At 69.0% G+C, this 25,049-nt stretch carries 24 protein-coding genes; 14 read left to right on the plus strand and 10 right to left on the minus strand.

Features of this window, described 5'->3' with window-relative positions; translation table 11 throughout:
* Positions 1–16 precede the first annotated feature (16 nt).
* From GIY56_RS07810 to GIY56_RS07835, 6 genes are all read left to right on the plus strand, one after another.
* Positions 17–1,243: a glutathionylspermidine synthase family protein gene (locus GIY56_RS07810; RefSeq protein WP_154764246.1), complete on the plus strand. Its 1,227-nt coding sequence runs from the start codon at positions 17–19 to the stop codon at positions 1,241–1,243.
* A gap of 12 nt (positions 1,244–1,255) precedes the next feature.
* Complete coding sequence (locus tag GIY56_RS07815) at positions 1,256–1,831, plus strand: DUF1190 domain-containing protein (protein WP_154764247.1); 576 nt, start codon at positions 1,256–1,258, stop codon at positions 1,829–1,831.
* A 73-nt stretch (positions 1,832–1,904) separates the two neighbouring features.
* Positions 1,905–2,810, plus strand: coding sequence for a glycine betaine ABC transporter substrate-binding protein OsmF (gene osmF, locus GIY56_RS07820; protein ID WP_154764248.1), 906 nt, complete (start codon positions 1,905–1,907; stop codon positions 2,808–2,810).
* 5 nt (positions 2,811–2,815) lie between these two features.
* Entirely contained in the window at positions 2,816–3,955 is a 1,140-nt protein-coding gene (locus tag GIY56_RS07825; RefSeq protein WP_328288478.1) for an ABC transporter permease, read from the plus strand.
* On the plus strand, positions 3,952–4,872 hold the full coding sequence (locus GIY56_RS07830) for an ABC transporter ATP-binding protein (RefSeq protein WP_154764249.1): 921 nt from the start codon (positions 3,952–3,954) through the stop codon (positions 4,870–4,872). The genes GIY56_RS07825 and GIY56_RS07830 overlap by 4 nt, the downstream gene beginning before the upstream one ends.
* On the plus strand, positions 4,869–5,603 hold the full coding sequence (locus GIY56_RS07835) for an ABC transporter permease (RefSeq protein ID WP_154764250.1): 735 nt from the start codon (positions 4,869–4,871) through the stop codon (positions 5,601–5,603). The genes GIY56_RS07830 and GIY56_RS07835 overlap by 4 nt, the downstream gene beginning before the upstream one ends.
* 250 nt (positions 5,604–5,853) lie before the next feature.
* Here GIY56_RS07835 and GIY56_RS07840 read toward each other — a convergent pair whose 3' ends face one another.
* From GIY56_RS07840 to GIY56_RS07860, 5 genes are all read right to left on the minus strand, one after another.
* A complete protein-coding gene (locus GIY56_RS07840; RefSeq protein WP_154764251.1) occupies positions 5,854–8,241 on the minus strand; it encodes a glycogen/starch/alpha-glucan phosphorylase in 2,388 nt (795 codons plus the stop codon).
* A gap of 183 nt (positions 8,242–8,424) precedes the next feature.
* Entirely contained in the window at positions 8,425–10,509 is a 2,085-nt protein-coding gene (gene glgX, locus GIY56_RS07845; protein WP_154764252.1) for a glycogen debranching protein GlgX, read from the minus strand.
* Positions 10,509–11,930 (minus strand): glycogen synthase GlgA, encoded by a 1,422-nt coding sequence (glgA, locus tag GIY56_RS07850; protein WP_154764253.1) that lies wholly within the window; start codon positions 11,928–11,930, stop codon positions 10,509–10,511. Before glgA ends, glgX begins: the two co-directional genes overlap by 1 nt.
* Positions 11,930–13,186 carry a glucose-1-phosphate adenylyltransferase gene (glgC, locus tag GIY56_RS07855; RefSeq protein ID WP_154764254.1) on the minus strand — a complete coding sequence of 419 codons (1,257 nt, stop codon included), beginning with the start codon at positions 13,184–13,186 and terminating at the stop codon, positions 11,930–11,932. The genes glgA and glgC overlap by 1 nt, the downstream gene beginning before the upstream one ends.
* On the minus strand, positions 13,186–13,746 hold the full coding sequence (locus GIY56_RS07860; RefSeq protein WP_154764255.1) for an alpha amylase C-terminal domain-containing protein: 561 nt from the start codon (positions 13,744–13,746) through the stop codon (positions 13,186–13,188). Before GIY56_RS07860 ends, glgC begins: the two co-directional genes overlap by 1 nt.
* Positions 13,747–13,865: 119 nt before the next feature.
* Here GIY56_RS07860 and GIY56_RS07865 point away from each other — a divergent pair, with 119 nt between their 5' ends.
* Positions 13,866–15,467 carry an alpha-glucosidase gene (locus tag GIY56_RS07865; protein WP_154764256.1) on the plus strand — a complete coding sequence of 534 codons (1,602 nt, stop codon included), beginning with the start codon at positions 13,866–13,868 and terminating at the stop codon, positions 15,465–15,467.
* Between the two features lie 2 nt (positions 15,468–15,469).
* Here the strand turns inward: GIY56_RS07865 and GIY56_RS07870 are convergent, their stop codons facing one another.
* Positions 15,470–15,652, minus strand: coding sequence for a hypothetical protein (locus GIY56_RS07870; protein ID WP_154764257.1), 183 nt, complete (start codon positions 15,650–15,652; stop codon positions 15,470–15,472).
* A 76-nt stretch (positions 15,653–15,728) separates the two neighbouring features.
* Positions 15,729–16,625, minus strand: a complete 897-nt coding sequence (locus tag GIY56_RS07875; RefSeq protein ID WP_154764258.1) for a LysR family transcriptional regulator — start codon at positions 16,623–16,625, stop codon at positions 15,729–15,731.
* 121 nt (positions 16,626–16,746) lie between these two features.
* On the opposite strand from GIY56_RS07875, the gene GIY56_RS07880 reads away from it, so the two are divergent.
* Genes GIY56_RS07880 through GIY56_RS07890 form a run of 3 tightly spaced genes read left to right on the plus strand, consistent with a single transcriptional unit; the run spans position 16,747 to position 19,047 of the window.
* A complete protein-coding gene (locus GIY56_RS07880; RefSeq protein ID WP_154764259.1) occupies positions 16,747–17,688 on the plus strand; it encodes a ring-cleaving dioxygenase in 942 nt (313 codons plus the stop codon).
* A 49-nt stretch (positions 17,689–17,737) separates the two neighbouring features.
* Complete coding sequence (locus tag GIY56_RS07885) at positions 17,738–18,292, plus strand: NADPH-dependent FMN reductase (RefSeq protein WP_154764260.1); 555 nt, start codon at positions 17,738–17,740, stop codon at positions 18,290–18,292.
* Positions 18,289–19,047, plus strand: a complete 759-nt coding sequence (locus tag GIY56_RS07890; protein WP_154764261.1) for a VOC family protein — start codon at positions 18,289–18,291, stop codon at positions 19,045–19,047. Before GIY56_RS07885 ends, GIY56_RS07890 begins: the two co-directional genes overlap by 4 nt.
* A gap of 141 nt (positions 19,048–19,188) precedes the next feature.
* On the opposite strand, the gene GIY56_RS07895 is transcribed toward GIY56_RS07890, so the two are convergent.
* Positions 19,189–19,488 (minus strand): GNAT family N-acetyltransferase, encoded by a 300-nt coding sequence (locus GIY56_RS07895; RefSeq protein ID WP_154764262.1) that lies wholly within the window; start codon positions 19,486–19,488, stop codon positions 19,189–19,191.
* On the minus strand, positions 19,481–21,004 hold the full coding sequence (locus GIY56_RS07900) for a VOC family protein (protein WP_154764263.1): 1,524 nt from the start codon (positions 21,002–21,004) through the stop codon (positions 19,481–19,483). Before GIY56_RS07900 ends, GIY56_RS07895 begins: the two co-directional genes overlap by 8 nt.
* A gap of 165 nt (positions 21,005–21,169) precedes the next feature.
* On the opposite strand from GIY56_RS07900, the gene GIY56_RS07905 reads away from it, so the two are divergent.
* Together GIY56_RS07905 and GIY56_RS07910 are read left to right on the plus strand one after the other, a co-directional pair.
* The gene (locus GIY56_RS07905; RefSeq protein WP_154764264.1) at positions 21,170–22,105 is read left to right on the plus strand and encodes a pirin family protein; all 936 of its coding nucleotides are present in this window, start codon (positions 21,170–21,172) and stop codon (positions 22,103–22,105) included.
* A gap of 3 nt (positions 22,106–22,108) precedes the next feature.
* Positions 22,109–22,654 carry a DUF924 family protein gene (locus GIY56_RS07910; RefSeq protein ID WP_154764265.1) on the plus strand — a complete coding sequence of 182 codons (546 nt, stop codon included), beginning with the start codon at positions 22,109–22,111 and terminating at the stop codon, positions 22,652–22,654.
* A 261-nt stretch (positions 22,655–22,915) separates the two neighbouring features.
* On the opposite strand, the gene GIY56_RS07915 is transcribed toward GIY56_RS07910, so the two are convergent.
* On the minus strand, positions 22,916–23,236 hold the full coding sequence (locus GIY56_RS07915) for an antibiotic biosynthesis monooxygenase family protein (protein WP_154764266.1): 321 nt from the start codon (positions 23,234–23,236) through the stop codon (positions 22,916–22,918).
* A gap of 153 nt (positions 23,237–23,389) precedes the next feature.
* Between GIY56_RS07915 and GIY56_RS07920 the strand changes: the two genes are divergently transcribed.
* Positions 23,390–24,205 (plus strand): MBL fold metallo-hydrolase, encoded by an 816-nt coding sequence (locus GIY56_RS07920; protein ID WP_154764267.1) that lies wholly within the window; start codon positions 23,390–23,392, stop codon positions 24,203–24,205.
* Positions 24,206–24,259: 54 nt separating this feature from the next.
* The gene (locus tag GIY56_RS07925; protein ID WP_154764268.1) at positions 24,260–24,949 is read left to right on the plus strand and encodes a fumarylacetoacetate hydrolase family protein; all 690 of its coding nucleotides are present in this window, start codon (positions 24,260–24,262) and stop codon (positions 24,947–24,949) included.
* The last annotated feature ends 100 nt before the right edge of the window (positions 24,950–25,049 follow it).

The raw sequence follows: 25,049 nt of genomic DNA on the forward strand, positions 1-25,049 counted from the left end.
CGCTACAGATTCCCTCATGCAAAAGATCACCCTTCCCGAACGGCCCCATTGGCGCGACACCGCAAAAGAGGTGGGCTTCACCTTCGCCGACATGCATGGCGAGCCTTACTGGGACGAAACCTCGGCCTACCAGTTCACGCTGCGGCAGATCGAGGACGACATCGAGGATCCCTCATCGGACCTGCACGCGATGTGCCGCGATGCCGTGGCCGAGATCGTCGCCAGCGAACGGATGATGGACCGGCTGGGCATCCCCGCGCAGCACCGCGACCTGATCTCCGACAGTTGGCGCAGGAACGAGCCGGAAATCTATGGCCGCCTGGATCTGGCCTATGACGGCACCGGTCCGGCGAAGCTTCTGGAATATAACGCCGACACGCCGACGGCGCTGTACGAAAGCGCGGCCTTCCAGTGGCAATGGCTGGAGGATCAGTTGGCCGCAGGCGTGCTGCCGCGCGGGGCCGACCAGTTCAACGGCATCCACGAGGCGCTGGTCGAACGCTTTCGCGCGCTGTTCGACCGGAACACCGACATCCACTTCACCGCCGTGGCGAACAACCCCGAGGATTACGCCACCGTCGAGGCCATGGCCTGGGCCGCGCGAGAGGCCGGGATGGGCGCACATTACAGCGACCTGGACAAGCTGGGCGTTACCAAGCAGGGCCAGTTTGTGGATGACCAGGACCGGGTGATCGGCACGCTGTTCAAGCTGTATCCGTGGGAGGATCTGCTGCGCGACGATTACGCGCGCCATATCCGGGGATCGGGTTGCCTGTTCCTGGAACCCGCCTGGAAGGCGCTGGTGTCGAACAAGGGGATCCTGCCCGTGCTGTGGCAGATGTTCGAAGGCCATCCCAACCTGCTGCCTGCCTTCTTCGCCGACGACGTGGCCGATGCGCTTGTCGCGGGCGGGCGTCCGGTGCCTGCCGTGGCCGACGCCTTCGGCAAGGTTGCCGACCAGTTCAAGCGCGGCCATGTGGTCAAGCCGATCTTTTCGCGCGAAGGCGCGGGCGTCAGCATCGTCGAGGCTGGCGAAGTGACCGAAGCCTCACCAAATACCGATTATGACGACCATCCGCGCATCGTCCAGGCCTATGCGGCCCTGCCCGACTTTGACGGCTTCCGGCCCATCGTCGGCGCCTGGATCGTGGGCGATGCTTGCGTGGGCATGGGGTTGCGAGAGGACCGGGCGCGCATCACGCAGGACTTGTCGCGCTTCAAGCCGCATTTCATCGCGGGCTAAGGGAGGAAGGCCATGAGGAAACGTTCCAGGACCGTCGCGCTGAGCATCCTGGGTGCCGCCAGCTTCGCCATCGCCGGCTGCCGCGAGGAACAGGTCGAGGCCCAGGCCTTTCCCAATCTGGACGCCTGCCTGACTGCCGCCGACGAAGGCGGGCTGTTCACCGCCGACGAATGCCGCCAGTCCTTCGCCGAGGCCGAACAGCTGCACGTCGAATCCGCCCCCCGCTATGACAGCCTTCAGGTCTGCGAGGAACAGCACGGCGTCGGCAATTGCGGGTCCGAGGCGCAACAGACCGGCGGCGGCGCGGGCGGCATCTTCATGCCGCTGCTGGCGGGATACCTGATCGGGTCCATGCTGGGGGGCGGCGGATTGTCGCGGTCCCAGCCGATGTATCGCACGCCCCAGGGCGGCTATACCAATGCCGCGCGCACCAGCACGTTTTCCTCCAACACGGGCCGGGCCGCGCTGAACAGCAGCCAGTTCGCCCGGCCCGCCGCGACCGCGGGCCAGGCGCCGATGTCGCGGGCCACCGCGGCCTCTCGCGGGGGGATCGGGGCGACCGGCGGCAGCCGCAGCTTTGGCGGTTGACCCGTCACGGATTTGAGGGAACCCTGCCCGGGCCGGGGCGTCTTGCCCCTGTCCCTTGTCAGGAGTGCTGCCCATGTTCCGTTTCGCCCCGCTTGTCGCCACCCTGCTGATGGCGGCAACGCCCCTGGCCGCGCAGGACATCGTCGTGTCCTCGAAGATCGACACCGAGGGCGGGCTTCTGGGCAACATGATCCTGCTGGCGCTGCGGGACGCCGGGCTGCCGGTGCAGGACCGGCTGCAACTGGGCGGCACGCCGATCATGCGCGACGCCATCGTGGCGGGCCAGATCGACATCTATCCCGAATACACGGCCAACGGCGCCTTCTTCTTCAACGAGGGGGACAGTCCGGTCTGGAAGGACGCGGCCCAGGGCTATGCCCGCGTGGCGGAACTGGACAAGCAGCAGAACGACATCGTCTGGCTGACCCCCTCGCCCGCCAACAACACCTGGGCCATCGCCCTGCGCCAGGACGTGGCCGAGCAGAACGGCCTGACCACCATGTCGCAGATGGGGGCATGGATCGCGGGCGGGGGGCAGGTGAAACTGGCGGCCTCCAGCGAATTCGTGACCTCGCCCGCGGCCCTGCCCGCCTTCCAGCAGACCTATGGCTTCACCCTGACCCCCGACCAGCTTGTGCAGCTTGCGGGCGGCGACACGGCGGCGACCATCGCGGCGGCGGCGCAGGGGACCTCGGGCGTGAACGCGGCGATGGTCTATGGCACCGACGGCGCGATCGCCGAGGCCGGGCTGCTGGTGATGGAGGACGACAAGGCCGTCCAGCCCGTCTATCAGCCCGCCCCCATCGTCCGCGCCCCGGTGCTGGAGGCGCATCCGCAGATTGCCGAAGTGCTGGAGCCGATCTTCGCCTCGCTGACGCTGCAAACGCTGCAAACGCTGAACGGCCGCATCCAGGTCGGGGGCGAGCCTGCCGCCGCCGTCGCCCAGGACTACCTGACGCAGGCGGGCTTCCTGGACTGATCCCTGTGGCGCGCCTTCAGCCGCCCGCCGTCCTGTTCGCCCTGATCGGGCTGGCGGGGCTGGCGCTGCCGCTGGTGCAGTTCAAGCCGAACCGGATCGTCCCGGGCGAGGGGGTCGGTCTTTTGGCGCTGCCCCAGGGTCTTGCCATAACGGGCGCGGTGGCCGTTGTCCTGATCGCCGCCTGCGCCCCGCGCTGGCCTGCCGCGCTGCGGCTGGCGGTCGCGGCGGCGGGGCTGGCCGGGGTGATCCTGTCGCTGGGCGCGGCGGCGGCGCATCTCGTGCCGCCGGGCAACGCCCTGGCCCGTGTCGCCCCTGCCTCGGGCTTCTGGCTGTTGCTGCTGGCCTTCGGGTTGATGGGGACCGATGCGGTGAACCGGCTGAAACCGGGCCTGGCGCTGCGCTGGCAGATGCTGGCGGGCGCGCTGGCGCTGGCGGCGGCGATCCTCGTCTCGGGCGCGCTGGACGGCGTTTCGGTGATGCGCGAATATGCCAGCCGTCGCGACCTGTTCGGGCGCGAGGCGCAGGCCCATCTGGCGCTGGCCTTCGGATCGCTGGGGCTGGCGCTGATCGTCGGCATCCCGGCAGGCATCGCGATCTTCCAGGCGCCACGCCTGCGCGGGCCGGTTCTGGGCGTGCTGAACATCCTGCAGACCATCCCCTCGCTGGCGCTGTTCGGGATCATGATCCCGGTCCTGGGCTGGGTGGCCGCGACGGTGCCGGGCGCGGCGCGGGCGGGCGTGTCGGGCATCGGCGTCTTTCCGGCGCTGGTGGCGCTGTTTCTGTATTCCCTGCTGCCGGTCGTGTCGAACACGCTGGCGGGGCTGTCGGGCGTGCCCGCCGCCACGCGGGACGCGGCCATCGGCCTGGGCATGACGCGGGCGCAGGTGCTGGCGCAGGTGCTGGTGCCGCTGGCGCTGCCGGTGCTGCTGGCCGCGGTGCGGATCGTGCTGGTCCAGAACATCGGCCTTGCGGTGATCGCCGGGCTGATCGGGGGTGGCGGCTTCGGCACCTTCGTCTTTCAGGGGCTGAACCAGACGGCCATGGATCTGGTCCTGCTGGGGGCGTTGCCGACCATCGCGCTGGCCCTGGTCGCCGGGATCGCGCTGGACCTGCTGGTCCAGGGCGCGCGCCGGGTTCCGGCATGATCGAGATCCGCAACCTGACCCGCCTTTACGCCGGGATGCCGGTGGTGGACGATGTCAGCCTGACCGTGGAGCGGGGACAGCTTCTGGTGCTGGTCGGCACCTCGGGGTCGGGCAAGACCACGCTTCTGCGCATGATCAACCGCCTGGTCGAGCCGTCGTCGGGCCGCGTGCTGATCGAGGGCGTGGACACCGCCACCCTGCCCGCCCATCTGCTGCGCCGCCGGATCGGCTATGCCATCCAGGGCCACGGGCTGTTCCCGCACCGCACGGTCGCGCAGAACATCGCCACCGTGCCGCGCCTGCTGGGCTGGCCGCGCGCGCGGATTGCCGCGCGTGTCGAGGAACTGCTGGACCTGTTCCAGATGGACCCGGCGGCGTTCCGCGACCGGATGCCGCACCAGCTGTCCGGCGGCCAGGCGCAGCGCGTGGGCGTGGCCCGCGCCTTGGCCGCCAGGCCCGACCTGCTCTTGATGGACGAACCCTTCGGCGCGCTGGACCCGCTGATCCGCGCCAAGGCGCAGGCCGACCTCAAGGACATCCAGCGCCGCCTTGGCACCACGCTGATCCTGGTGACCCACGACATGGCCGAAGCCGTGGCCCTGGGCGACCGCATCGCCGTCATGGATCACGGCAAGCTGCTGCAGGACGACAGGCCCGCGCGCATCCTGACCGATCCGGCGACGCCCTTCGTGGCCGACCTGATCGGCACGGCGGACCGGGCGCTGCGGCTGCTGTCGCTGATCCCGGTCGGCGCCATCGCGGTCCCGGGCGAGGCCGAAGGCGCGCCCATCGCCCCCGGCGCCACCCTGCGCGACGCCCTGGCCGAATGCCTGTGGAGCGGCCGGTCCGCCCTGCCCGTCGAAGGCGGCGGCGTGGTCACGCTGGACGCCCTGCGCGCGCAGGCCCGCCACCCATGACCGGCCGCATCCTGCTGGCGGGGGCCGGGCTGTTCCTGCTGGGTTTCCTGGTCTCGCCCGCCAGCTTCGCCCCGCTGTTCCAGCCCTTCACCCGCAACAACGCCCCGGCGATCTATGCGCAGACCAGCCTTCTGTCGCTGACCTTGTCGCACCTGGCCATCGTGGCGGTTGCCGTCGCGGCCTCGACCGTCGTCGGACTGGCGCTGGCGATCCTGGTCACGCGGCGCGCGGGGCGAGAGTTCCTGCCGCTCGCCCGCACCGTCACCGCTGTGGGCCAGACCTTTCCGCCCGTCGCGGTGCTGGCGCTGGCGGTGCCGGTCCTGGGCTTCGGCACCGGGCCGACGCTGGTGGCGCTGTTCCTTTATGGCCTGCTGCCCGTCTTCGAGACGGCGCTGGCCGGGCTGACCGGCCAGCCGCCCGCCATCATTGATGCCGCGCGCGGCATGGGCCTGACGCCGGGCCAAAGGCTGTGGCAGATCGACCTGCCGCTGGCCCTGCCCCTGCTGCTGGCGGGGATGCGGCTGACCGCCGTGATCTCGCTGGGAACGGCGACTATCGGATCCACCGTCGCCGCCCGCACCCTGGGCGAGGTCATCATCGCCGGGCTTCTGTCCTCGAACACCGCCTTTGTCCTGCAGGGCGGGTTGGTCGTGGGCATCCTGGCGGTGCTGATCCACCACGGGTTCCAGGGATTGGAGAACGGTGTGAGGCGGCGGATGGGGCTGGAGTGACCTGATTTGGCGAAGGCCATCGCCTTCGCCACGTCACAACATCGCAACCGGAACCGCCGGGCTTCAAAGGCCCGGCCAGCGCCCGCCCCGCCCCCAAGCGGGCGCTTCACGCCCCCCCCTCCTCGGGGCGGGCGCCGGCCTTCCGTGGTCGCAGGGCTTCACCGTCTTTGGTTGCAGCATCGGACAAAGGGCGCGGGAAATGCGATGCATTTCCTGATCCCGCCTTGACAGGTTCCCCTTGACCGCAGGGTCAGATCGCCACCGGCAGCACGTTCCAGATGTCGGTCATGTATCCCCGGATCGTCCGGTCCGAGGAGAAGAACCCCGACCGCGCGATGTTGAGCGCCGCCATCCGGTCCCAGGACGCGCTGTCGCGATAGGCCGTATCGACGCGCCGCTGCGTGGCGAAGTAGTCGTCGAAATCGCTGGCGACCAGGAAGGGATCGTCGTTCCAGGTCCGGTCCAGCAGCGTGTAATAGCTTTCGGCCCGGCCAAAGCGCCCTTCGGCGATCAGGTGCAGCGCGGCACGCAGATCCTCGCTTTTCTCGATGGCGCGGCGGGCATGGCCGGGGGTGGCGGTCTCGGCCGCGGCCCCTTCCGCCGTCAGGCCGAACAGGAAGAAGTTCTCGGTCCCGACCAGCTCGCGGATTTCCACGTTCGCCCCGTCCAGCGTGCCAATGGTCAAGGCGCCGTTCATGGTGAACTTCATGTTGCCGGTGCCCGAGGCCTCTTTCCCCGCGGTGCTGATCTGTTCGGACAGGTCGGCGGCGGGGATCAGATCCTCGGCCATCGAGACGTTGTAGTTCGGCGGATAGGCGATCTGGAGGTATTTCGACGTGACCGGATCGCTGTTGATGGTCGCGGCCACGTCGTTGATCAGGTGGATCACCGATTTCGCCAGCCAGTATGCCGGGGCCGCCTTGCCGCCGAAGATCTTGATGCGCGGCGTCCAGTCGCCATTCGGATCGTCATGGATGCGCTTCCACAGGGCGATGGCTTCCAGGATGTTCAGAAGCTGGCGCTTGTATTCGTGGATGCGCTTGACCTGGATGTCGAAGATCGCGTCCGGGTCGGCCTTGATCCCAAGGTTCGCCAGCACGCCGTTCGACAGCCACACCTTGTTGGCGCGCTTGACCTGGCCAAGCGTCTCGCGGAAGCCCGCGTCCTCGGCATGGGGTTCCAGGCCGCGCAGCTGTTCCAGGTCGGCCGTCCAGCCCTCGCCGATGGTGTCGTCCAGAAGCTGCGCCAGGCCCGGATTGGCCATGCGCAGCCAGCGGCGGGGGGTGACGCCGTTGGTCTGGTTCACGATCCGGTCGGGATGCAGCCTGTGCAGGTCGGCAAAGACCGTGTCCTTGACCAGTTCGGTATGCAGCGCCGAAACGCCGTTCACCTTGCCCGCCATGATGAAGGCCAGCTCGCCCATGTGCACCTGGTCGTGCCGGACGATGCCGACATGGGGGGGACGGTGGCTGGTCGCGCGGTGATGATCGTCGATCATCTGGATGATCTGCATGTGGCGGGGCAGCACGCCGCCCAGAAGCCAGGTGGACCACCGCTCCAGCGCCTCGGGCATCAGGGTGTGGTTGGTATAGTTCAGCGTGCGCTGCGCCAGGTCATGCGCCCCCTCGAAGGACAGGCCGTGGTCGTCCATCAGCAGGCGGATCAGTTCCGGCCCGGCGATCGCGGGATGGGTGTCGTTGAGCTGCATCGCCACCTTGTCGGGCAGCAGCTGCAGGTCGCCATGTTCCTGCAGGAAGCGCCGCAGGATGTCCTGCAGGGACGCCGCCGTCAGGAAATATTCCTGCTTCAGCCGCAACTCCTTGCCCGCGTCCGTCGTGTCGTCGGGGTAAAGCACGCGCGACAGGGTGCGGGCCAGGGCCTCGGGTTCCGCCGCCGCCGTGTGGTCGCCCGCGTTGAAGCGGTGCAGGTCCAGCAGCGTCGTCGGATGCGCCCCCCACAGGCGCAGGGTGTTGGCCCAGTGGCCGCCCCAGCCGACGACCGGCGTGTCATAGGCGCGCGCGATCACGCTTTCGCCGGGATGCCAGACGGCCCGGCCATCGACGGTTTCGACATGCCCCTTGAAGCCCACCTCGTAGCTGTAGTCGAGCTTGACGAATTCCCAGGGGTGGGGCTGGTTCAGCCAGTCCTCGGGCGTCTCGACCTGCTGGCCGCCCTCGAACCGCTGGCGGAACAACCCGTGTTCATAGCGGATGCCATAGCCGAAGGCCGGGCATTGCAGCGACGACAGCGATTCCATGAAGCAGGCCGCCAGCCGCCCCAGGCCGCCGTTGCCGAGCGCGGCGTCGGGTTCGTTGTCCAGGATTTCCTGCCGGTCGAGACCCAGCATCCGCAGCGCCTCCTCCATGGGCCTTTCCAGCCGCAGGTTGATGATCGCGTCATCCAGGATCCGCCCGATCAGGAATTCCATCGACAGATAGCAGACGCGCTTGGCCCCCTGGTCGCGCGCGGCGCGGAAGGCATCGACCCAGGTTCCCGCGATCAGGTCGCGCACCGCATAGCTGACGGCCAGCCGCCAGTCGAAGGTCGTGGCGAATTCCGCCCCGCGCCCCTGGCTGTGGGTCAGGTGGTGGAGGATCTGGTCGCGCAGGGCCAATGCCGTCGGAGGAGTTTTCAACATCAAGCCTCGCAGGGGCGGAAAAAAGGGGGACATTCGGGCGATGGCGCCGGGGCGATGCCGCCGCCGGGCCGGTTTTTGTTGCCAGCTTTCGGGGCGGTTGAAAAGGCCTTGCCTGATTCCCTGCCGCCGCGTCTTGCGGCTGCCTGCCTGGCGGATGCCCTGCCCCTTCCGAAAGCCTGCAAGTCAGGCATCCGCTGCCGGCCCGCACAGCACGAAGGCCACGACGCTTTCCGCCGCGATCGGCTCGGCCGCGCCGGCCGGCCGGTCCGGGATGTCGTCCCGCGCGCTGTCCAGCCGCCTTTGCCAATGGCCGCCCCCCGGGGGGTCGGGCAGACGCACGGTCGCGTCGGGACTGTTGTTCAGGACCAGGAAGACCGCGCCCGGCAGCGCCGCATAGGCGGGCGTCCCCGAGGCCATGCGCAGTTCCGCCGCCAGCAGCCGCGCATGGGGGTCGGACCAGTCGGCCAGCGTCATCGGCTGGCCGTCGGCGCGCCGCCAGAACAGGTCGGCCAGCCCGTCCTGTTCGCGCGGCTGGCTGTGCAGGAAACGGCGCTGGCGCAGGATCGGCTGGGCCTTGCGGAAGGCGATCACCCGGCGGCAGAAATCCAGAAAGGCCGGGTCCGCCCCGTCCCAATCCACCCAGCCGACGGGATTGTCCTGGCAATAGGCGTTGTTGTTGCCCCCCTGCGAATTGCCAAGCTCGTCGCCCGCCAGGATCATCGGGGTGCCCTGGCTCAGCAGCAGCGTGGCCATCAGGTTGCGGCGGCGGCGGTCGCGGCGGGCGCGGATGGCGGGGTCGTCGGTCGGGCCTTCGACGCCCATGTTGCCCGACAGGTTGTGGCCGTGGCCGTCGCGGTTCCCCTCGCCATTGGCCTCGTTATGCTTGGCGGCGTAGCTGACGGTATCCATCAGGGTGAAGCCGTCATGGGCGGCGATGAAGTTGACGGATGACGTGGCCGCCCGCCCGTCATGGTCGAACCGCGCCGCCGATCCCGCGATGCGCTTGGCCAGGGTGCCGATCTGCCCGCCATCCCCGCGCCAGAAGGCCCGCACCCCGTCGCGGAAGCGGTCGTTCCATTCGCAGAAGGGCGCAGGGTATGCGCCCAGTTGATAGCCCCCCTCGCCCAGATCCCAGGGTTCCGCGATCAGCTTGACGCGGTTCAGGACCGGATCCTGCCGCACCGCGCGGAAGAACGGCCCGTCGGGATCGAAGACGCCGCGCGTGCGGCCCAGGACCGAACACAGATCGAAGCGGAAGCCGTCCACATGCATCGCCTCGACCCAGTATCGCAGCGAATCCATCACCAGCCGCAGCGCGAAGGGGTTGTCGAGATCCAGGACATTGCCGGTGCCCGCATCGTTGACGTAGAAGCGCCGGTCGTCCTTCAGCCGGTAATAGGCGGCGTTGTCGATGCCCCGGAAACACAGCGTCGGGCCAAGCTCGTCCCCCTCGGCGGTGTGGTTATAGACCACGTCCAGGATCACCTCGATCCCGGCCTGGTGAAAGCGCGCGACCATCTGCTGGAACTCGGCGATGTCGCCCGCCTGCATGTAGCGCGGATCGGGCGCGAAGAAGCCATAGGACATGTAGCCCCAGTAGTTCGTCAGCCCCCGGGCGGCGAGGGCGCGGTCGTCGGCAAAGGCATGGACGGGCAGCAGCTCGATGGCCGTGACGCCCAGGGCGGTCAGGTGGTCCAGGATCGGGTCCGAGGACAAGGCCAGGAAGGTGCCGGGATGGGGCACCCCGGGGTGCAGCATGGTCAGGCCCTTCACATGCGCCTCGTAGATCACCGTATCCGTCAGGGGGGTGCGCGGCGGGCGATCCTCGCCCCAGCTGAAGGCCGGGTCCACCACCACGCAGCGCGGCATGTGGGCGGCGCTGTCGCGACGGTCGAAGGACAGGTCCGCGTCCGCGTGGCCCGCGCGGTATCCCATCAGCGCGTCGTGGATGCGCGGGGGACCTGTCAGGCGCCGGGCATAGGGGTCGATCAGCAGCTTGTTGGGGTTGAAGCGGTGCCCGTCCCGGGGGCGATAAGGGCCGTGGACGCGGTATCCGTATCGCTGCCCCGGGACCAGCCCGGCGATGTATCCGTGCCAGATGTGCCCCTCGCGTTCCGGCAGGGGGATGCGCGTTTCGCGGTGCCGGTCGTCGAACAGGCACAGCTCCACCCGCTCGGCGTGTTGCGAGAAGATGGCGAAGTTGACCCCGCCCCCGTCGAAGGATGCGCCCAACGGGAAGGGATGCCCCGCCGTGATCGGGTGGGACATCAAGCCGCCGTCAGCCTTGCGTAAAGCGCGGCATAGGCGCGGGCCGACTGGTCCCAGCCGACGGGTTGCGCCATCGCGTTCCGCTGAAGCCGGGACCAGGTGTCGCGGTCCCGGTAAAGATGGCACAGCCGCGTCAGCGCGCCCTGCAACGCCCCCACGGTCACGGGCGAGAACTGAAGCCCCGTCGCGACCCCTTGTGCCAATGCCGCGGGGGACGCGTTGATGACGGTATCGGCCAGCCCCCCGGTCAGCGCGACGACCGGCACCGTGCCATAGCGCAGCCCGTACATCTGCGTCAGCCCGCACGGCTCGAACCGCGAGGGGACCAGGATGGCGTCGCCCCCGGCGATCAGCCGGTGCGACAGCGCCTCGTCATAGCCGATGCGGACGGCGACCTGGGGGTTCCGTTCGCCCAGGGTGCGGAAGGCGTGCTCCAGCCCGGCATCCCCCGATCCCAGCACCGCCAGTTGCCCGCCATGGTCCAGCAGCGCGGGCAGCGCGTCCAGCACCAGGTCGAGACCCTTCTGGTGGCTCATCCGGGACACGATCACGCAGAGCGGACCCTCTGCATCCGGTAGGCCCATCTCGGCCCGCAGGGCGGCAGTGTTCGCGGCCTTGCCTTCGGGGCTGTCATAGGGCCGGATCGCCGGGTCGGCGGCGGGGTTCCAGGCGTCAAGGTCGATGCCGTTCAGGATGCCGGTCAGCGATTCGCGCCGGCGCCGCATCACCCCGTCCAGGCCCATGCCATATTCGGGCGTCATCAGTTCGGCGGCATAGGTGGGCGACACGGTGGTCAGCGCGTCCGCGCCCATCAGCCCGGATTTCAGCGCCGAGATGCCGCCATAGAACTCATACCCCTCCATGTGGAAATGCCAGGGATCAAGACGCAGCGACCCGATCCGGCCGGGATCGGTGGACCCCGTGAAGGCGATGTTGTGGATGGTCAGCACCGTGGCGGGACCCCCGCCCATCTGGCGCAGGTACTGGGGCACGAAACCCGCCTGCCAGTCGTGCCCGTGCAGCACCTGCGGATGCCAGCCAAGCGCGCCATGCACCCCCACATGCGCGCCGACCCAGGACAGGGCGGCAAAGCGTTCGGGATTGTCCGGCCAGTCGCGCCCGTCAGGGGCCATGTAGGGGTTGCCCGGGCGGGCGAACAGATGGGGCGCGTCGATCGCCAGCAGGTCCAGCCCCGCCGCCCGGCCGGCCACAAGCCGCGCGGGCGCGCCGAACAGGTCGTGGAAATAGAAGACCTCGGTCACGTCCCGCAGGGCGTCCATCACGGCGGGATAGCCGGGCAGCAGGGTCCGCATCCCCACCCCCTCGGCCCGCAAGGCGGCGGGCAAGGCGCCCGCCACGTCCGCCAGCCCGCCCGTCTTGACCAGCGGCGCGCATTCCGAGGCGATCGACAGCACCCGCATCACAGGCTTGCCGCCCGCCTGTCCAGCATGTCCTGGGTGATCAAGGTGATGCCTCCTTCGCTGACACGGAACCACCTGGCGTCTTGCTGCGGATCCTCGCCCACCACAAGCCCTTCGGGGATGACCACGCCCCGGTCGATCACGGCCCGCGTCAGCCGGGCACGGCGCTGGACCGTGACATAGGGCAGCGCGACGACATGATCCAGCGCGGCATAGCTGTTGGTGTGGACCTGCGTGAACAGCAGCGAATTGCGGATCTCGGTCCCCGAGATGATGCAGCCGCCCGACACCATCGAGGATATGGCGATCCCGCGCCGGTCCTTTTCGTCATGGATGAACTTGGCGGGCGGCGTCGCCTCGGAATAGGTCCAGATCGGCCATTCGCGGTCCCACAGGTTCAGTTCGGGCGTGAAGTCGGTCAGGTCGATATTGGCCTTCCAGAAGGCGTCCACCGTGCCCACGTCCTTCCAGTATGCGGGCGCGCCGGGATCGCGGACGCAGGACACGTCGAAGCGGTGCGCCATGGCCCTGCCGTTCCGGACGATGTCGGGGATCAGGTCATGGCCGAAATCGTGGCTGGAGTTCGGATCCTCGGAATCCTTCAGCAGCAGGTCGCGCAGGAAGGGCCAGCTGAAGACATAGATCCCCATGGACGCCAGCGCGCTGTCGGGATCGTCGGGCATCCCCGGCGGATCGGCGGGCTTTTCCAGGAAGGACGTGATGCGCCCGGTATCGTCCACCGCCATCACGCCGAAGGCCACGGCATCCATCCGGGGCACGGTCAGGCAGCCGATGGTGACATCTGCGCGGCTTTCGCAATGCTCGCGCAGCATGATCTCGTAATCCATCTTGTAGATGTGGTCGCCCGCCAGGATGACGATGTAGTCCACGTCATAGCTGTCCACGATGTCGATGTTCTGCGCCACCGCGTCGGCCGTGCCGCGATACCACATGGATTCGTCATACCGCTGGCTGGCGGGCAGGATGTCCATGAATTCGTTGCGTTCCGCGCGAAAGAAGTTCCAGCCGCGCTGGACGTGGCGGATCAGGCTGTGGGCCTTGTATTGGGTGGCCACCGCGATCTTGCGGATGCCGGAATTCATCGCGTTCGACAACGCGAAGTCGATGATGCGGGTCTTGCCGCCGAAATAGACCGCCGGTTTCACGCGGCGGTCGGTCAGTTCCTTCAATCGGCTGCCGCGCCCCCCGGCCAGAACAAAGGCCATCGCGCGCCGGGTCAGTCTCAGTTCGCTCATTAACCATCCTCCCCTTCACCATCCTTGCCCGCCACCAGGATCACGGCCGACAAGGGCGGCAGCGTGATCCCCATCGAGGCGGGCTGACCGTCCTGCGGCTTGTCCCGGGCCATGACCCCGCCCAGGTTGCCCATGCCGCTGCTGCCATAGACCTGCGCATCGGTGTTGATCGCCTCGCGCCAGGGACCCGCCTGCGGCACGCCGATGCGGAAGCCGGGACGCGGGACGGGCGTGAGGGTGCAGGCGACAACGACCGGCGGATCGCCCGCATCGCCGCGCCGGATCCAGGCGAATGCCGATTGCGCGGGGTCGGTGGCGATCCACCGGAACCCGTCGGGTTCGGCATCCTTGCGGCAAAGATGGTTCAGGTCGCGCACCAGCGCCTGCACGCCCTTGTGCAGCGGCTTGTCAGAGGCGTCCCACATGAAACCGTAGAAGGCACAGGCGGTCAGCCAGCCTTCGTGCGGGCCAAGGATGTCGAACGGGCGGTCGCAGCGCCCGCCGGCCAGGGCGGCGATGTCGTCATGCGTCAGCCGTGACAGGTCAGGCACTTGTCCCATGAAAGCCACTCTACCCCGCCTGCGATCGGGGGCAATCCGTTCGTGATGCCGAAACCGCCTTTCTGTCGCGCCGTTGGTCGTGTTCAATCCCCCCGGACACAACCCGACAGGAGAGCCGGATGACGGAATGGTGGCGCGACGCGGTGATCTATCAGATCTATCCCCGCAGCTTTCAGGACAGCGATGGCGACGGCATCGGCGACCTGCCCGGCATCACCCGGCGGCTGGATCATGTCGCATCCCTGGGGGTGGACGCGATCTGGCTGTCGCCCATCTTCACCTCGCCCATGAAGGACATGGGCTATGATGTCAGCAACTATTGCGACATCGACCCGCTGTTCGGCACGCTTTCCGATTTCGACGCCATGGTGGCCCGCGCGCATGACCTGGGCCTGAAGGTCATCATCGACCAGGTTCTCAGCCATTCCAGCGACCGCCACCCGTGGTTCGCCGAAAGCCGCGCCAGCCGCGACAACGACCGCGCCGACTGGTATGTCTGGGCCGATCCGAACCCCGACGGCACGCCGCCCAACAACTGGCCTTCCGTCTTCGGCGGCCCGGCCTGGGAATGGGAGCCGCGGCGCCGCCAGTATTACCTGCACAACTTCCTGATCGAGCAGCCCGACCTGAACCTGTGGAACCGCGACGTTCAGGACGCGCTTCTGGACACCATGCGCTTCTGGCTGGACCGGGGCGTGGACGGGTTCCGGCTGGACACGGTCAACTTCTATTTCCACGACGCCCGGTTGCGCGACAACCCGCCCAACCCCGACAGCGCCGCGCCCGACACCTACAACATGCAGCGCCACGTTTATTCCAAGAACCGGCCGGAAAACATCGCCTTCCTCAGGCGGATGCGGAAACTCACCGACGCATACGACGCCCGCATGATGGTGGGCGAGGTCGGCGAAAGCGGCGACACGGCGATCCGCATCATGGCCGAATACACCGCGGGCAGCGACCGCCTGCACATGTGCTACAGCTTCGAGATGCTGAGCCACGCCTTCACTGCCCGCCACTTCCGCCACACGATCGAGGGCGTCCACCAGGACGCGCCCGACGCCCATGCCTGCTGGTCATTCTCCAACCACGACGTGTTCCGCCATGTCACCCGCTGGCTGCCTTACGCGGAATCGCCCGAGGCTCTCGCCCGGCAGGCGGCGGCGATGCTGTTGTCCTTCCCCGGCACCATCTGCCTCTACCAGGGCGAGGAACTGGGCCAGACCGAGACCGAACTGACCTATGACGAACTGACCGACCCCCCGGCCCTGCGCTTCTGGCCCGAGGTCAAGGGCCGCGACGGCTGCCGCACGCCGATGGTCTGGGACGACAGCGAAAACGCCGGCTTCACCACGGCCAAACCCTGGCTGCCGGTCAAGGAACCGCAGGCCGCGCGCCATGCGGCGGGCCAGCAGGGCGACAACGACAGCGTGCTGTCGGCCTATCGCGCGACCATCGCCTTTCGCAAGGCGCAGATGCCGCTGCGGAGGGGCCAAACCTCGTTCCTGGACCTGCCGGAACCGATCCTGGCCTTTTACCGGGGCGCCGAGGGGCAGGCGCTGACCTGCGTCTTCAACCTGTCCACCGCGCCCGAGACCCTGACCCTGGCCGAGGATGCGGCGCTGGTCGGGCCGTCCCGCGCCACGCTGTCGGGAAGGGTTCTGGACCTGCCGCCGAACGGCTTTGCCTGGCTGGACCGGGCGGTCCGGCTGTCGGCCTGAGGTCAATCCGGCCTGCGCCTGACGAACAGCGCGAAGGCCAGATAAAGACCGGCAGCCCCCGACAGAAGCGCCCAGAAGGGGCTGCCGGTATAAAGCTCGACCCCCGCCCAGGCCAGGGGCACCACCACGCACAGGATCCGCACCCACAGGGGACGGAAGAACGGCGCATTCGGATCAACCAGCATCTGTTTACGGCTCCTGCTTTGGACTGCAAATATCCCACGGGGGTCCGGGGGTGTGAAACCCCCGGCCTTGCCACCCTCACAACCCCTCCAGCCACGGCGGCGCGCCCGCAAAGGCCCCCGCCACATGGTCGATGAAGGCGCGCGTCTTGCGCGGCATCGGCCGGACCGGCGGCCAGACCACGCTGACGGGCAGGGGCCGCTGCGGCAGATGGGGCAAAAGCCGCACCAGCCGCCCGTCGCGCAGCGCATCGTGGACGATGAACATCGGCAACAGCGCCAGCCCGAGGCCCCCTACCGCCATGTCGCGGATCGCGTCGCCGTTGTTCGCGGTGATCCGCCCTAGCAGCGGAGGCGTCACGTCGGCAAAGGGCCACAGGTCGCCCATCCGGGCGTTCAGATAGCCGATGGCGCGGTGCCGGGCCAGGTCGGCGGGCGCCTCGATGGGGCCATGCACCGCCAGGTAATCGGGGCTGGCGACCAGCACGCGCGGATCCTCGCACAGCCTGCGGGCCATCAGGCTGCTGTCCTTCAGATCGCCGATGCGCAGGCCCACGTCGAAGCCCGCCCGGCCCAGGTCGGCCAGCTGGTCGTCGTAATCCAGCACGATCTCCAGCCCCGGATGGGCGCGGGCGAAACCGGCGATCACGGGGCCAAGATGGCGGATGCCGAAGCTCATAGGCGCGGCGATGGCCAGGCGGCCGCGCAGATCGGCCTGCCCGCCGACGCTTTCGGTCGCGGCGATCAGTTCGGCCAGGGCCGGGCGCAGGCGGTCGGCCAGGGCCAAGGCGCTGTCGGTCGGTGCGATGCGGCCCGCGTGTCGGGTGAACAGCGCCACGCCAAGCGCTGCCTCGAAATCGCTGATGCGCTTGCTGACCACGGATTTCGACAGATCGGCCCGCGCCGCAGCGCCCGAGATGCTGCCCGCGTCCAGCACCGCCAGGAACGTGCGAATGTCGCTGATCGACCAGTTCATCGGGGCACCATAGCCGGGACATGGGCGTTCGCAAGAACCGAACGCCGCATTGCCCATCAGGCGGCTGTCCCGAACGGCCCGCCCGGGCCATATTGGTTCCGACGCAACAAGAGGCGCACCCATGCAACTGACCGGCATCCACCACCTGACCGCGATCACGGCGAATGCGGCAGGCAACAACCGCTTCTATACCGACACGCTCGGCCTGCGCCGGGTCAAGAAGACGGTGAACCAGGACGACACTTCGGCCTATCACCTGTTCTTCGCCGATGGCGCGGGCACGCCCGGCACGGACATCACCTTCTTCGACTGGCCCGCCCCTCGCGAACGGCGCGGCACCCGCTCGATCAGCCGCACCGGGCTGCGGGTGGCGGAAGACAGCCTCGACTGGTGGGCCGCGCGCCTGTCCGGCCGGGGCGTATCCACCGGCACCGTCACGACACTGGACGGCCGCGCCAGCCTGGACCTGGAAGACCCCGAAGGCCAGCGCCTGCGCCTGGTCGCCGCCCCCGACCCGGCGGGCCAGCCCTGGGACCAAAGCCCCGTCCCGGCGCAGCACCAGATCCAGGGCCTTGGCCCCATCACCATCTCGGTCCCCGACCTGGCCCCGACCGAGGCCGTGCTGACGCAGGTGATGAACATGACCCGAGTCCGCGATTATGCCAGCCCGGACGGGCAGGGCACGGTCCATGTCTTCCAGATGGGCGACGGTGGCGCGGCCGCCGAACTGCATGTCGCGGTCCAGCCCGGCCTGCCCGTGGCGAGCCAGGGCGCGGGCGGCGTCCATCACGTCGCCTTCCGCGTGCCCGACCCGGATGCGCTGACCGAATGGACCGCCCGCGTCCGGGGCTTCCGCGTGCCGAACTCGGGCGAGGTGGAACGGTATTACTTCCGCTCGCTCTACTTCCGCGAACCGGGCGGCAACCTGTTCGAGCTGGCGACCGACGGCCCGGGCTTCGACGTGGACGAGCCGCGCGACAGCATGGGCCAGGGCCTGTCCCTGCCCCCCTTCCTGGAGGGCCGCCGCGCCGCCATCGAGGCCGGGCTGAAACCGCTGGACTGAACCCCTGCGCCAGGGGCACCCTGCCCCGGCCTTGCCACAGGAGACACGCATGACCACCATCCTCGGCCTGTCGGGCAGCCTGCGCCGCGCCTCGATCAACACGGGCCTTCTGCGCGCCGCGCGGGATCTGGCGCCCGAAGGCGTGCGGATCGTCATCGGCGACATTTCCGCCGTGCCGCTCTATGACGGCGACGAGGAAGCCGCCCATGGCACGCCCCCTGCGGTCGCCGCCCTGAACCGGCAACTGGCCGAGGCCGACGGGCTGCTGCTGGCGACGCCGGAATACAACAACGGCATCCCGGGCGTCTTCAAGAACGTCATCGACTGGATGTCGCGGGGCGAGGGGCTGGCGCTTTTCGTGAACAAGCCAGTGGCCGTGATCGGCGCATCGCCCGGCGGCTTCGGGACCACGCAGGCGCAGACGCATTGGTGGCCCGTGCTGCGCACCCTGCGCACGCGCCCCTGGTGGGATGGCCGGCTGATGGTGTCGCGCGCGGGCGGGCTGTTCGACGCGGACGGCACCCTGACCGACGACAAGACCCGCGGGCAGCTTGCCGAGTTCGTGGCGGGCTTTGCCGCCACATTGCGAAAGGACCAGCCATGACCCCCGCCATCGACCATGTCGCCCTGACCGTACGCGACCTGCCCGGCATGACGGGCTTTTACCGCGACGCGCTTGGCCTGGCCCCGCTGGGCGGCGACGGCGAAACCGCGCGGCTTGGCGCGGGCGACCGGACGCTGCTGGAACTGCGCCGCGATCCTGCCGCCCGGCCCCGCGATCCCCGCGGGGCGGGGCTGTTCCATACCGCCTTCCTTTTGCCCGGCCGCGCGGCGCTGGCCCGCTGGCTGCGCCACGCCGCCGACAGCGGGATCCGCCTGTCGGGGGCCAGCGACCACGGCGTCAGCGAGGCGATCTATCTGGACGACCCCGAAGGCAACGGCATCGAGATCTATCGCGACCGCCCCGAATCGGACTGGACCCGCGACGGCGACCGCATCGCCATGTTCACCCGCCGCCTGGATCTGGACGACCTGCTGTCCGCCGCGGACGGTCCCTGGACCGGCGCGCCCGAGGGCAGCACGGTCGGCCATGTCCACCTGCAAGTGGGCGACCTGGACCGGGCGCACGGCTTCTTCGCGGGCGACCTGGCGCTGATGCGGACCTTCGACGGGCATGGCGGGGCGTGGTATGGCTGGAACGGCTATCATCACCATCTGGCCGGGAATACCTGGAACAGCCAGGGCGCGGGGATGCGCGAGGCGGGGATGGCGGGATTGGCCGAGATCGTGATCGGGGATCCCGGCCGTGCGGGCCAGGCGATCAGCGATCCATGGGGCACGCGGTTCCGGTTTGTGTAGGGTGGGGTTTCACCCCACCATGCGCCGGTAAACGGTGGGGTGAAACCCCACCCTACACCCGAGGACCGTGGCAAAGAACCCGTAGGGTGCGTGCTTGCACGCACCGATGCCGCCGGAAAAAGGTGCGTGCAAGCACGCACCCTACGTCGTGAACACGTCCTCCCATTCCGGGTGCTTCGCATAGCGCCCCGCGACATAGGAACACAGCGGCACGATCCGAAAGCCCTCCTTGCGGGCATCCGCCACCATCGCCTCGACCAGGGCGCCTGCCGCACCCGTGCCGCGCAGCGCCTCGGGCGCGCCGGTGTGATCGGCGCTGATGCGGCCCTCGCCGTGGCGGGTGAAGGTCAGTTCGGCCTCGGCCTCGATGCCCGCGATGCGGGCGACATAGCGGCCGTGACGGGCGTCGGTGTCTTCCCGGGTGATGGTCAGGTCAGGCATTCGTCACCTCTTTCATCCATGCCGCGGCGGCGGTTAGGTCGTCGGCCACGATGTCGTGCCCGGCCTGCACGACGCGGGCATCCAGGGCCGCACCCCGGGCGGCCAGCCACTCGTTCAGGCGCGGCGCGTGGGGACCATAGGGATCGCGCGCCCCGGTCAGGGTCAGCACCGACACGCCCGCAAGGTCGGCCTGCGGCAGATCCTCCAGCGCGGCCATCGACCGCATCAGGATCGCCCGCCGGATCAGCCCGGGATGCAGGCCCATCACGGCGGCGGCGAAGTTCGCGCCGTTGGAATAGCCCATCACCGTGATCCGCGCGGGATCGAGGTCATAGGCCGCCAGCGCGCCGGTCCAGAAGGCGGCGAAGGCCTCGGCCTCGGCCCGGATGTCGGCCTGGTCGAAGCTGGTCATCGCCGTGCGGCGGAAAAAGCGCGGGATGCCTTCCTCGGTCGAACGGCCGCGCACGCCCAGCAGCGTGGCATGGGGCGCGATGCGATGGGCCAGCGGCATCAGGTCGGTCTCGTTCCCGCCCGATCCGTGCAGCAGCACCATGGCGGATCCGTCGGGATGATCGGGCTGGCGAAGCCGGTGAACGAAGGGCAGCTCTCTCATCCGTGTCCTTTCCTCGCCCGGCCGGGCGAATTGCGGCAAGCGCAGCCGCAGGTCGCCGTTGTCCGCGACATGCGGGGGAATCATCAGGGTCCGGCCCAGACTATCCGCATCCTCGTCCACCGCCATGCCCGGACCGTCGGTCGCAAGCTCGACCAGCGCATCCCCCGGCTCGCGGACGTAAAGCGAGGCGAAATAAAGCCGGTCATGCACCGTCACCGCGCCCGCGTTGCGCGTTTTCAAGGCATCGTGGTGATCCTGCAAGGCCGTCCGGTCGGGCACCCGCAGGGCGACGTGGTCGATGATGCCGGTGCCGGGAATGCCCGCGACGAAGCCCGAGGCGTCGCGAATGTCGATGGCGTCGGTGTCCGACAGAAGCCGCGCCAGCCCGCCCTCGGACGGGCCGGGCCGATAGCCGAAGGGGCGCAGGAAGGCGGCGGTCCGTTCGGGGACGGCGGACCAGATCGTCACCGCGCGGATCCGGGCGGGCGCGGCGGGCCAGCCGGTGTCCGGCGCATCCGTGCCCACCAGCTTGACGATGATGCCGTCGGGATCCTTCAGGCGCAGCACGGGTTCGCCGAACTCTCGGGTCGGGCCTTCGACCGCCAAGCCCCGCTGCATGGCGCGGGTCAGCCAGTCGCCGATCCGGGCGCGGGGGATCGCCAGGGCGATTTCCGCCACCTGACCGTGCCCCACGCGGCCCGCCGCGCCGTCCTGCCAGACCAGGAAGCTGATCAGCGTGCCGGGGCTGCCCACGGGATCGCCATAGAACAGGTGCAACTGCGCGGCATCCTCGAATCCCGCCGTCTGCTTGACCAGGGACAGGCCCAGGAAGCCCATCCAGAAATCGACATTCGCCTGCACGTCGCGGGTGATCGCCGTCACGTGATGGATTCCGCCCGTCATCGCGCACCTCTGGCCCAGGAACATCCGCGCCGAAGATGCGGTTCCGCCGTGCAGGACACCATCCGCCCCGGCGGAAACCCGGCGTTCGGCCCGGACGAACGCTTCGACGCTTGGCGGTTCGTGCCCGTCGGACCTATCTTGGGGGCAGTCCAAGGAGGACCCGTCATGAGCTGGAACCCCGCCCTGACCCCCGGCTGCCCCGACGCCATCGGCCCCGACGCCATCGAGACGCTGATCATCCCCCGCGCCCGCGACATCGGCGGGTTCGAGGTCCGCCGCGCCCTGCCCGCGCCGAAACGCCAGATGGTCGGACCCTTCATCTTCTTCGACCAGGTGGGACCGGCGGAATTCCTGACCGGCCGGGGCATCGACGTGCGCCCCCACCCTCATATCGGGCTTGGCACCGTCACGTACCTGTATCGCGGCGACTTCCATCACCGCGACAGCATCGGCAGCGACCAGGTGATCACGCCGGGCGCGCTGAACTGGATGGTGGCGGGCCGGGGCGTCACCCATTCCGAACGCACGGCGGGGCGGGACGGGCCGCACGGGTTGTTCGGCATCCAGACCTGGATCGCCCTGCCGGAACGCCACGAGGACATGGAACCCGTCTTCGAACATCACGGGCGCGACGCCCTGCCGGTGATCCGCGATGCGGGCATCCAGGCGCGGCTGATCCTGGGCCGCGCCTATGGCGAGACCGCGCCCGCGACGATGTATTCCGACACCTTCTACCTGGACGTGGCGCTGGACCCCCGCGCCCGCTTTCCCCTGCCCGACGACCACGAGGATCGCGGCCTTTACGTCACCGAAGGCTCGGTCCGCATCGCCGGGCAGGAGTTCGAGGCCGGGCGGATGATGGTCTTTCGTCCCGGGGACGCGATCACCGTGCAGGCGGGCGACCGGGGCGCCCGGCTGATGGCGCTTGGCGGGGAAACGCTGGACGGGCCGCGCCATATCTGGTGGAATTTCGTGGCCTCCTCGCGCGAGCGGATCGAGGAGGCAAAGCGCCAATGGCGCGCGGAACGCTGGGGCCAGGGCCTGTTCGACCTGCCGCCCACCGACCGGGCCGAGCATATCCCCTTGCCGGAAAGGAGCTGACGCATGACGATCAGGACTGCCCAGGACGTGCTGGATTTCTGGTTTTCCCCCGACATGGAACCCCACTGGTTCGCCAAGTCGGACGCCATCGACGCCCGCATCCGCGAGGGCTTCGCCGAGACCTATCAGGCCGCGCATCGCCGCCAACTGGACGGTTGGGCCGCAACGCCCGATGGCGCGCTGGCCCTGGCGATCGTGCTGGACCAGGTCCCGCGCAACATCTTTCGCGGCACGCCCCGCGCCTTCGAATCGGACGACCTTGCGCTGGACCATGCCCGCGCCGCCGTGGACGCGGGCTTCGACAGCCAGGTCGATCCGAAGCGGCGGGTGTTTTTCTACCTGCCCTTCGAACACAGCGAGGATCTGCCCGACCAGACCCGCTCGGTCGAGCTGTTCGAGACCCTGGGCGATCCGGGCTATCTGGACTATGCCGTCCGGCACCGCGACATCATCGAGAAATTCGGCCGCTTTCCGCATCGCAACGCGATCCTGGACCGCCCGAACACCCCGGACGAGGACGAGTTCCTGAAGACGCACAAGGGGTTTTGACGGGCAACTGAGTTTGCTGCAGGCAAAGACCACGATCCAGGGCGGGACAAGGAAATGCACTGCATTTCCCCCGCCCTTCGTGTGACGGCGCAATCAGAGATGGTGCAGCCCCGCGACCACATAAGGCCAGCGCCCGACCCGAGGGGGGCGTGAAGCGCCCGCCTGGGGGCGGGCGGGCGCTGGCCGGGCCTTTGAGGCCCGGCGGTTCCGGTGGATATGTTCCGCTGTGGCGAAGGCGATGGCCTTCGCCAGACTTCCGTCCTATCCCGCCCGGCCGATCGTCTGGATCGCGGTGAACCCCTCGAACCGGGGACCGCCCTCGTACAGCTTCTTCGTCTCGCCCGCGCGGGCATGGGCGTCGCGGAACTGCTGGCTGCGGGTCCAGCCGCGGAAATGATCCTCGGATTTCCACACCGTGTGCGAGGCGTAAAGGCGCCGCCCGTCCTCCTCGGGACCCTTCAGCATGTGGAATTCGACAAAGCCCGGCAGCTCGTCCAGCTTGCTGTCGCGCGACAGCCACAGGGCCTCGAAGGCCTCGGCGTTCTCGACGGGCACGGTGAAGCGGTTCATGGCGATGAACATGGGCGTCCTTTCTGATGACCTTGCAGGCATCATCCCGCCGCTTGGCCGCGGGCGACAGCCCTGTCACGCGCTTGTGAGCCGCCGGGACCGCTGCGGCTTTGGGCGCATGGCGGATCCGCGCTAGCCTTTCCCTGTCACGCCAAGGGGGACATCATGCGCCTTGCGATCCTTGCCGCCCTGTGTCTCGCCGCGCCCCTGGCCGTCCAGGCGCAAGAGCGGCGGCCCAGCCATTGCATCGCCATCGCCGGCGGGCCGGAGCGGGTCCGGCAGGCCGCCTGGTCGGACCCGGTGCCGGAACGGTCGGTCCGGCTGTCCTATCTGGGCCATTCGATGTTCCTGATCCAGACCGAAGGGGGCCTGGACATCGTCACCGATTATAACGGCGCCCTGCCCGCCGGCGCGCCCGCCCCGGACGTGGTGACGATGAACCACGCCCATTCCTCGCACTGGACCGACGCGGTCGAGGGCGTTCCCCATGTGCTGCGCGGCTGGTCCGACCGGTTCGGCATCGCCGCCGATCATTACCTGACGCTGGGCGACGTGCTGATCCGCAACGTGCCGACCGACATCCGGTCCTGGGGCACGGTCGAGGAAAACGGCAATTCCATCTTCGTCTTCGAGGCCGGGGGCCTGTGCATCGGCCACCTGGGCCATCTGCACCACGAGCCGACCGATCAGCAATACGCGACCCTGGGCCGGGTGGACGTGCTGCTGGTGCCGGTGGATGGCAGCTACACGATGGAGCAGGCGGCGATGATGCGGGTGGTCAGCCGGCTGAACAGTTCCGTGGTGATCCCCATGCACTGGTTCGGCCCGGCGCGGCTGGAGGCCTTCCTGACCGGCATGTCCGGGCAGTTCGACATCCGGCGGCCGGGGGGCAGCGAATACCTGGCGTCCTTGCGCGGGCTGCCCGACCGGCCCACGGTGGTGGTGCTGGAACCCGTGTCCTACGGGCGAAGCCTGCCTTGACGGGAACGGGCGGGCCGAACAGTCTGCGCGCCTGATCCCAGCGAAAGCCCCGTCATGCCCGATTTCGTCATCCCGCCCGCCACCGTCTCCTCGTTGCCCGTGGCAGGCGGCAGCCGCCGCTTTCCGGTGCGCCGGATCTATTGCGTGGGCCGCAACTTTGCCGACCACGCGCGAGAGATGGGCCACGACCCGGACCGGGAACCGCCGTTCTTCTTTTCCAAGCCCACCGATGCGCTGCTGACGGACGGCGCCGACCTGCCCTATCCACCGCAGACCCGGGATCTGCATTTCGAGGCCGAACTGGTCGTGGCGCTTGGCGCGGGCGGGGCGGACATCGCGCCCGGCGATGCGCAAGGGCTGATCTGGGGCTATGCGGTGGGCAACGACTTCACCCGGCGCGACTTGCAGGCGGCGGCCAAGAAGGCCGGGCGGCCCTGGGACCTGGCCAAGGGGTTCGACCTGTCGGCGGCCTGCGGGACGCTGCATCCGGTCGGGGAAACCGGCCCGATCAACGGCGGGCGGATCGCGTTGAGCGTCGATGGCGCGCTGCGGCAGGAATCGGACCTGTCGCGGATGATCTGGCCGGTGGCCGACGTGATCGCGCATCTGTCGCGATCGGTGCGGCTGGCGGCGGGCGACCTGATCTTCACCGGCACTCCGGCGGGGGTGGGGGCGGTCACGCGGGGGCAGGTCGTCACGGTCGAGATCGACGGGCTGACGCCGCTGGTGACGCGGATCGTTTGAAGGGGCGGTGCGTGCAAGCACGCACCCTACGCATGGGCAATCCCGACCGGCAGGGCCACCCCGTAGGGTGCGTGCTTGCACGCACCTTGGTTCAACACCA

Source organism: Paracoccus lichenicola, from assembly GCF_009708075.1.
GTDB classification, from domain to species: domain Bacteria; phylum Pseudomonadota; class Alphaproteobacteria; order Rhodobacterales; family Rhodobacteraceae; genus Paracoccus; species Paracoccus lichenicola.

What these genes read in the sequence shown, in the direction of transcription:
- GIY56_RS07810 (WP_154764246.1), top strand. Translation starts at nt 17, where the DNA reads ATGCAAAAGATCACCCTTCCCGAACGGCCCCATTGGCGCGACACCGCA.
- GIY56_RS07815 (WP_154764247.1), top strand. Translation starts at nt 1,256, where the DNA reads ATGAGGAAACGTTCCAGGACCGTCGCGCTGAGCATCCTGGGTGCCGCC.
- osmF (WP_154764248.1), top strand. Translation starts at nt 1,905, where the DNA reads ATGTTCCGTTTCGCCCCGCTTGTCGCCACCCTGCTGATGGCGGCAACG.
- GIY56_RS07830 (WP_154764249.1), top strand. Translation starts at nt 3,952, where the DNA reads ATGATCGAGATCCGCAACCTGACCCGCCTTTACGCCGGGATGCCGGTG.
- GIY56_RS07835 (WP_154764250.1), top strand. Translation starts at nt 4,869, where the DNA reads ATGACCGGCCGCATCCTGCTGGCGGGGGCCGGGCTGTTCCTGCTGGGT.
- GIY56_RS07840 (WP_154764251.1), bottom strand. Translation starts at nt 8,241, where the DNA reads ATGTTGAAAACTCCTCCGACGGCATTGGCCCTGCGCGACCAGATCCTC.
- glgX (WP_154764252.1), bottom strand. Translation starts at nt 10,509, where the DNA reads ATGTCCCACCCGATCACGGCGGGGCATCCCTTCCCGTTGGGCGCATCC.
- glgA (WP_154764253.1), bottom strand. Translation starts at nt 11,930, where the DNA reads ATGCGGGTGCTGTCGATCGCCTCGGAATGCGCGCCGCTGGTCAAGACG.
- glgC (WP_154764254.1), bottom strand. Translation starts at nt 13,186, where the DNA reads ATGAGCGAACTGAGACTGACCCGGCGCGCGATGGCCTTTGTTCTGGCC.
- GIY56_RS07860 (WP_154764255.1), bottom strand. Translation starts at nt 13,746, where the DNA reads ATGGGACAAGTGCCTGACCTGTCACGGCTGACGCATGACGACATCGCC.
- GIY56_RS07865 (WP_154764256.1), top strand. Translation starts at nt 13,866, where the DNA reads ATGACGGAATGGTGGCGCGACGCGGTGATCTATCAGATCTATCCCCGC.
- GIY56_RS07870 (WP_154764257.1), bottom strand. Translation starts at nt 15,652, where the DNA reads ATGCTGGTTGATCCGAATGCGCCGTTCTTCCGTCCCCTGTGGGTGCGG.
- GIY56_RS07875 (WP_154764258.1), bottom strand. Translation starts at nt 16,625, where the DNA reads ATGAACTGGTCGATCAGCGACATTCGCACGTTCCTGGCGGTGCTGGAC.
- GIY56_RS07880 (WP_154764259.1), top strand. Translation starts at nt 16,747, where the DNA reads ATGCAACTGACCGGCATCCACCACCTGACCGCGATCACGGCGAATGCG.
- GIY56_RS07885 (WP_154764260.1), top strand. Translation starts at nt 17,738, where the DNA reads ATGACCACCATCCTCGGCCTGTCGGGCAGCCTGCGCCGCGCCTCGATC.
- GIY56_RS07890 (WP_154764261.1), top strand. Translation starts at nt 18,289, where the DNA reads ATGACCCCCGCCATCGACCATGTCGCCCTGACCGTACGCGACCTGCCC.
- GIY56_RS07895 (WP_154764262.1), bottom strand. Translation starts at nt 19,488, where the DNA reads ATGCCTGACCTGACCATCACCCGGGAAGACACCGACGCCCGTCACGGC.
- GIY56_RS07900 (WP_154764263.1), bottom strand. Translation starts at nt 21,004, where the DNA reads ATGACGGGCGGAATCCATCACGTGACGGCGATCACCCGCGACGTGCAG.
- GIY56_RS07905 (WP_154764264.1), top strand. Translation starts at nt 21,170, where the DNA reads ATGAGCTGGAACCCCGCCCTGACCCCCGGCTGCCCCGACGCCATCGGC.
- GIY56_RS07910 (WP_154764265.1), top strand. Translation starts at nt 22,109, where the DNA reads ATGACGATCAGGACTGCCCAGGACGTGCTGGATTTCTGGTTTTCCCCC.
- GIY56_RS07915 (WP_154764266.1), bottom strand. Translation starts at nt 23,236, where the DNA reads ATGTTCATCGCCATGAACCGCTTCACCGTGCCCGTCGAGAACGCCGAG.
- GIY56_RS07920 (WP_154764267.1), top strand. Translation starts at nt 23,390, where the DNA reads ATGCGCCTTGCGATCCTTGCCGCCCTGTGTCTCGCCGCGCCCCTGGCC.
- GIY56_RS07925 (WP_154764268.1), top strand. Translation starts at nt 24,260, where the DNA reads ATGCCCGATTTCGTCATCCCGCCCGCCACCGTCTCCTCGTTGCCCGTG.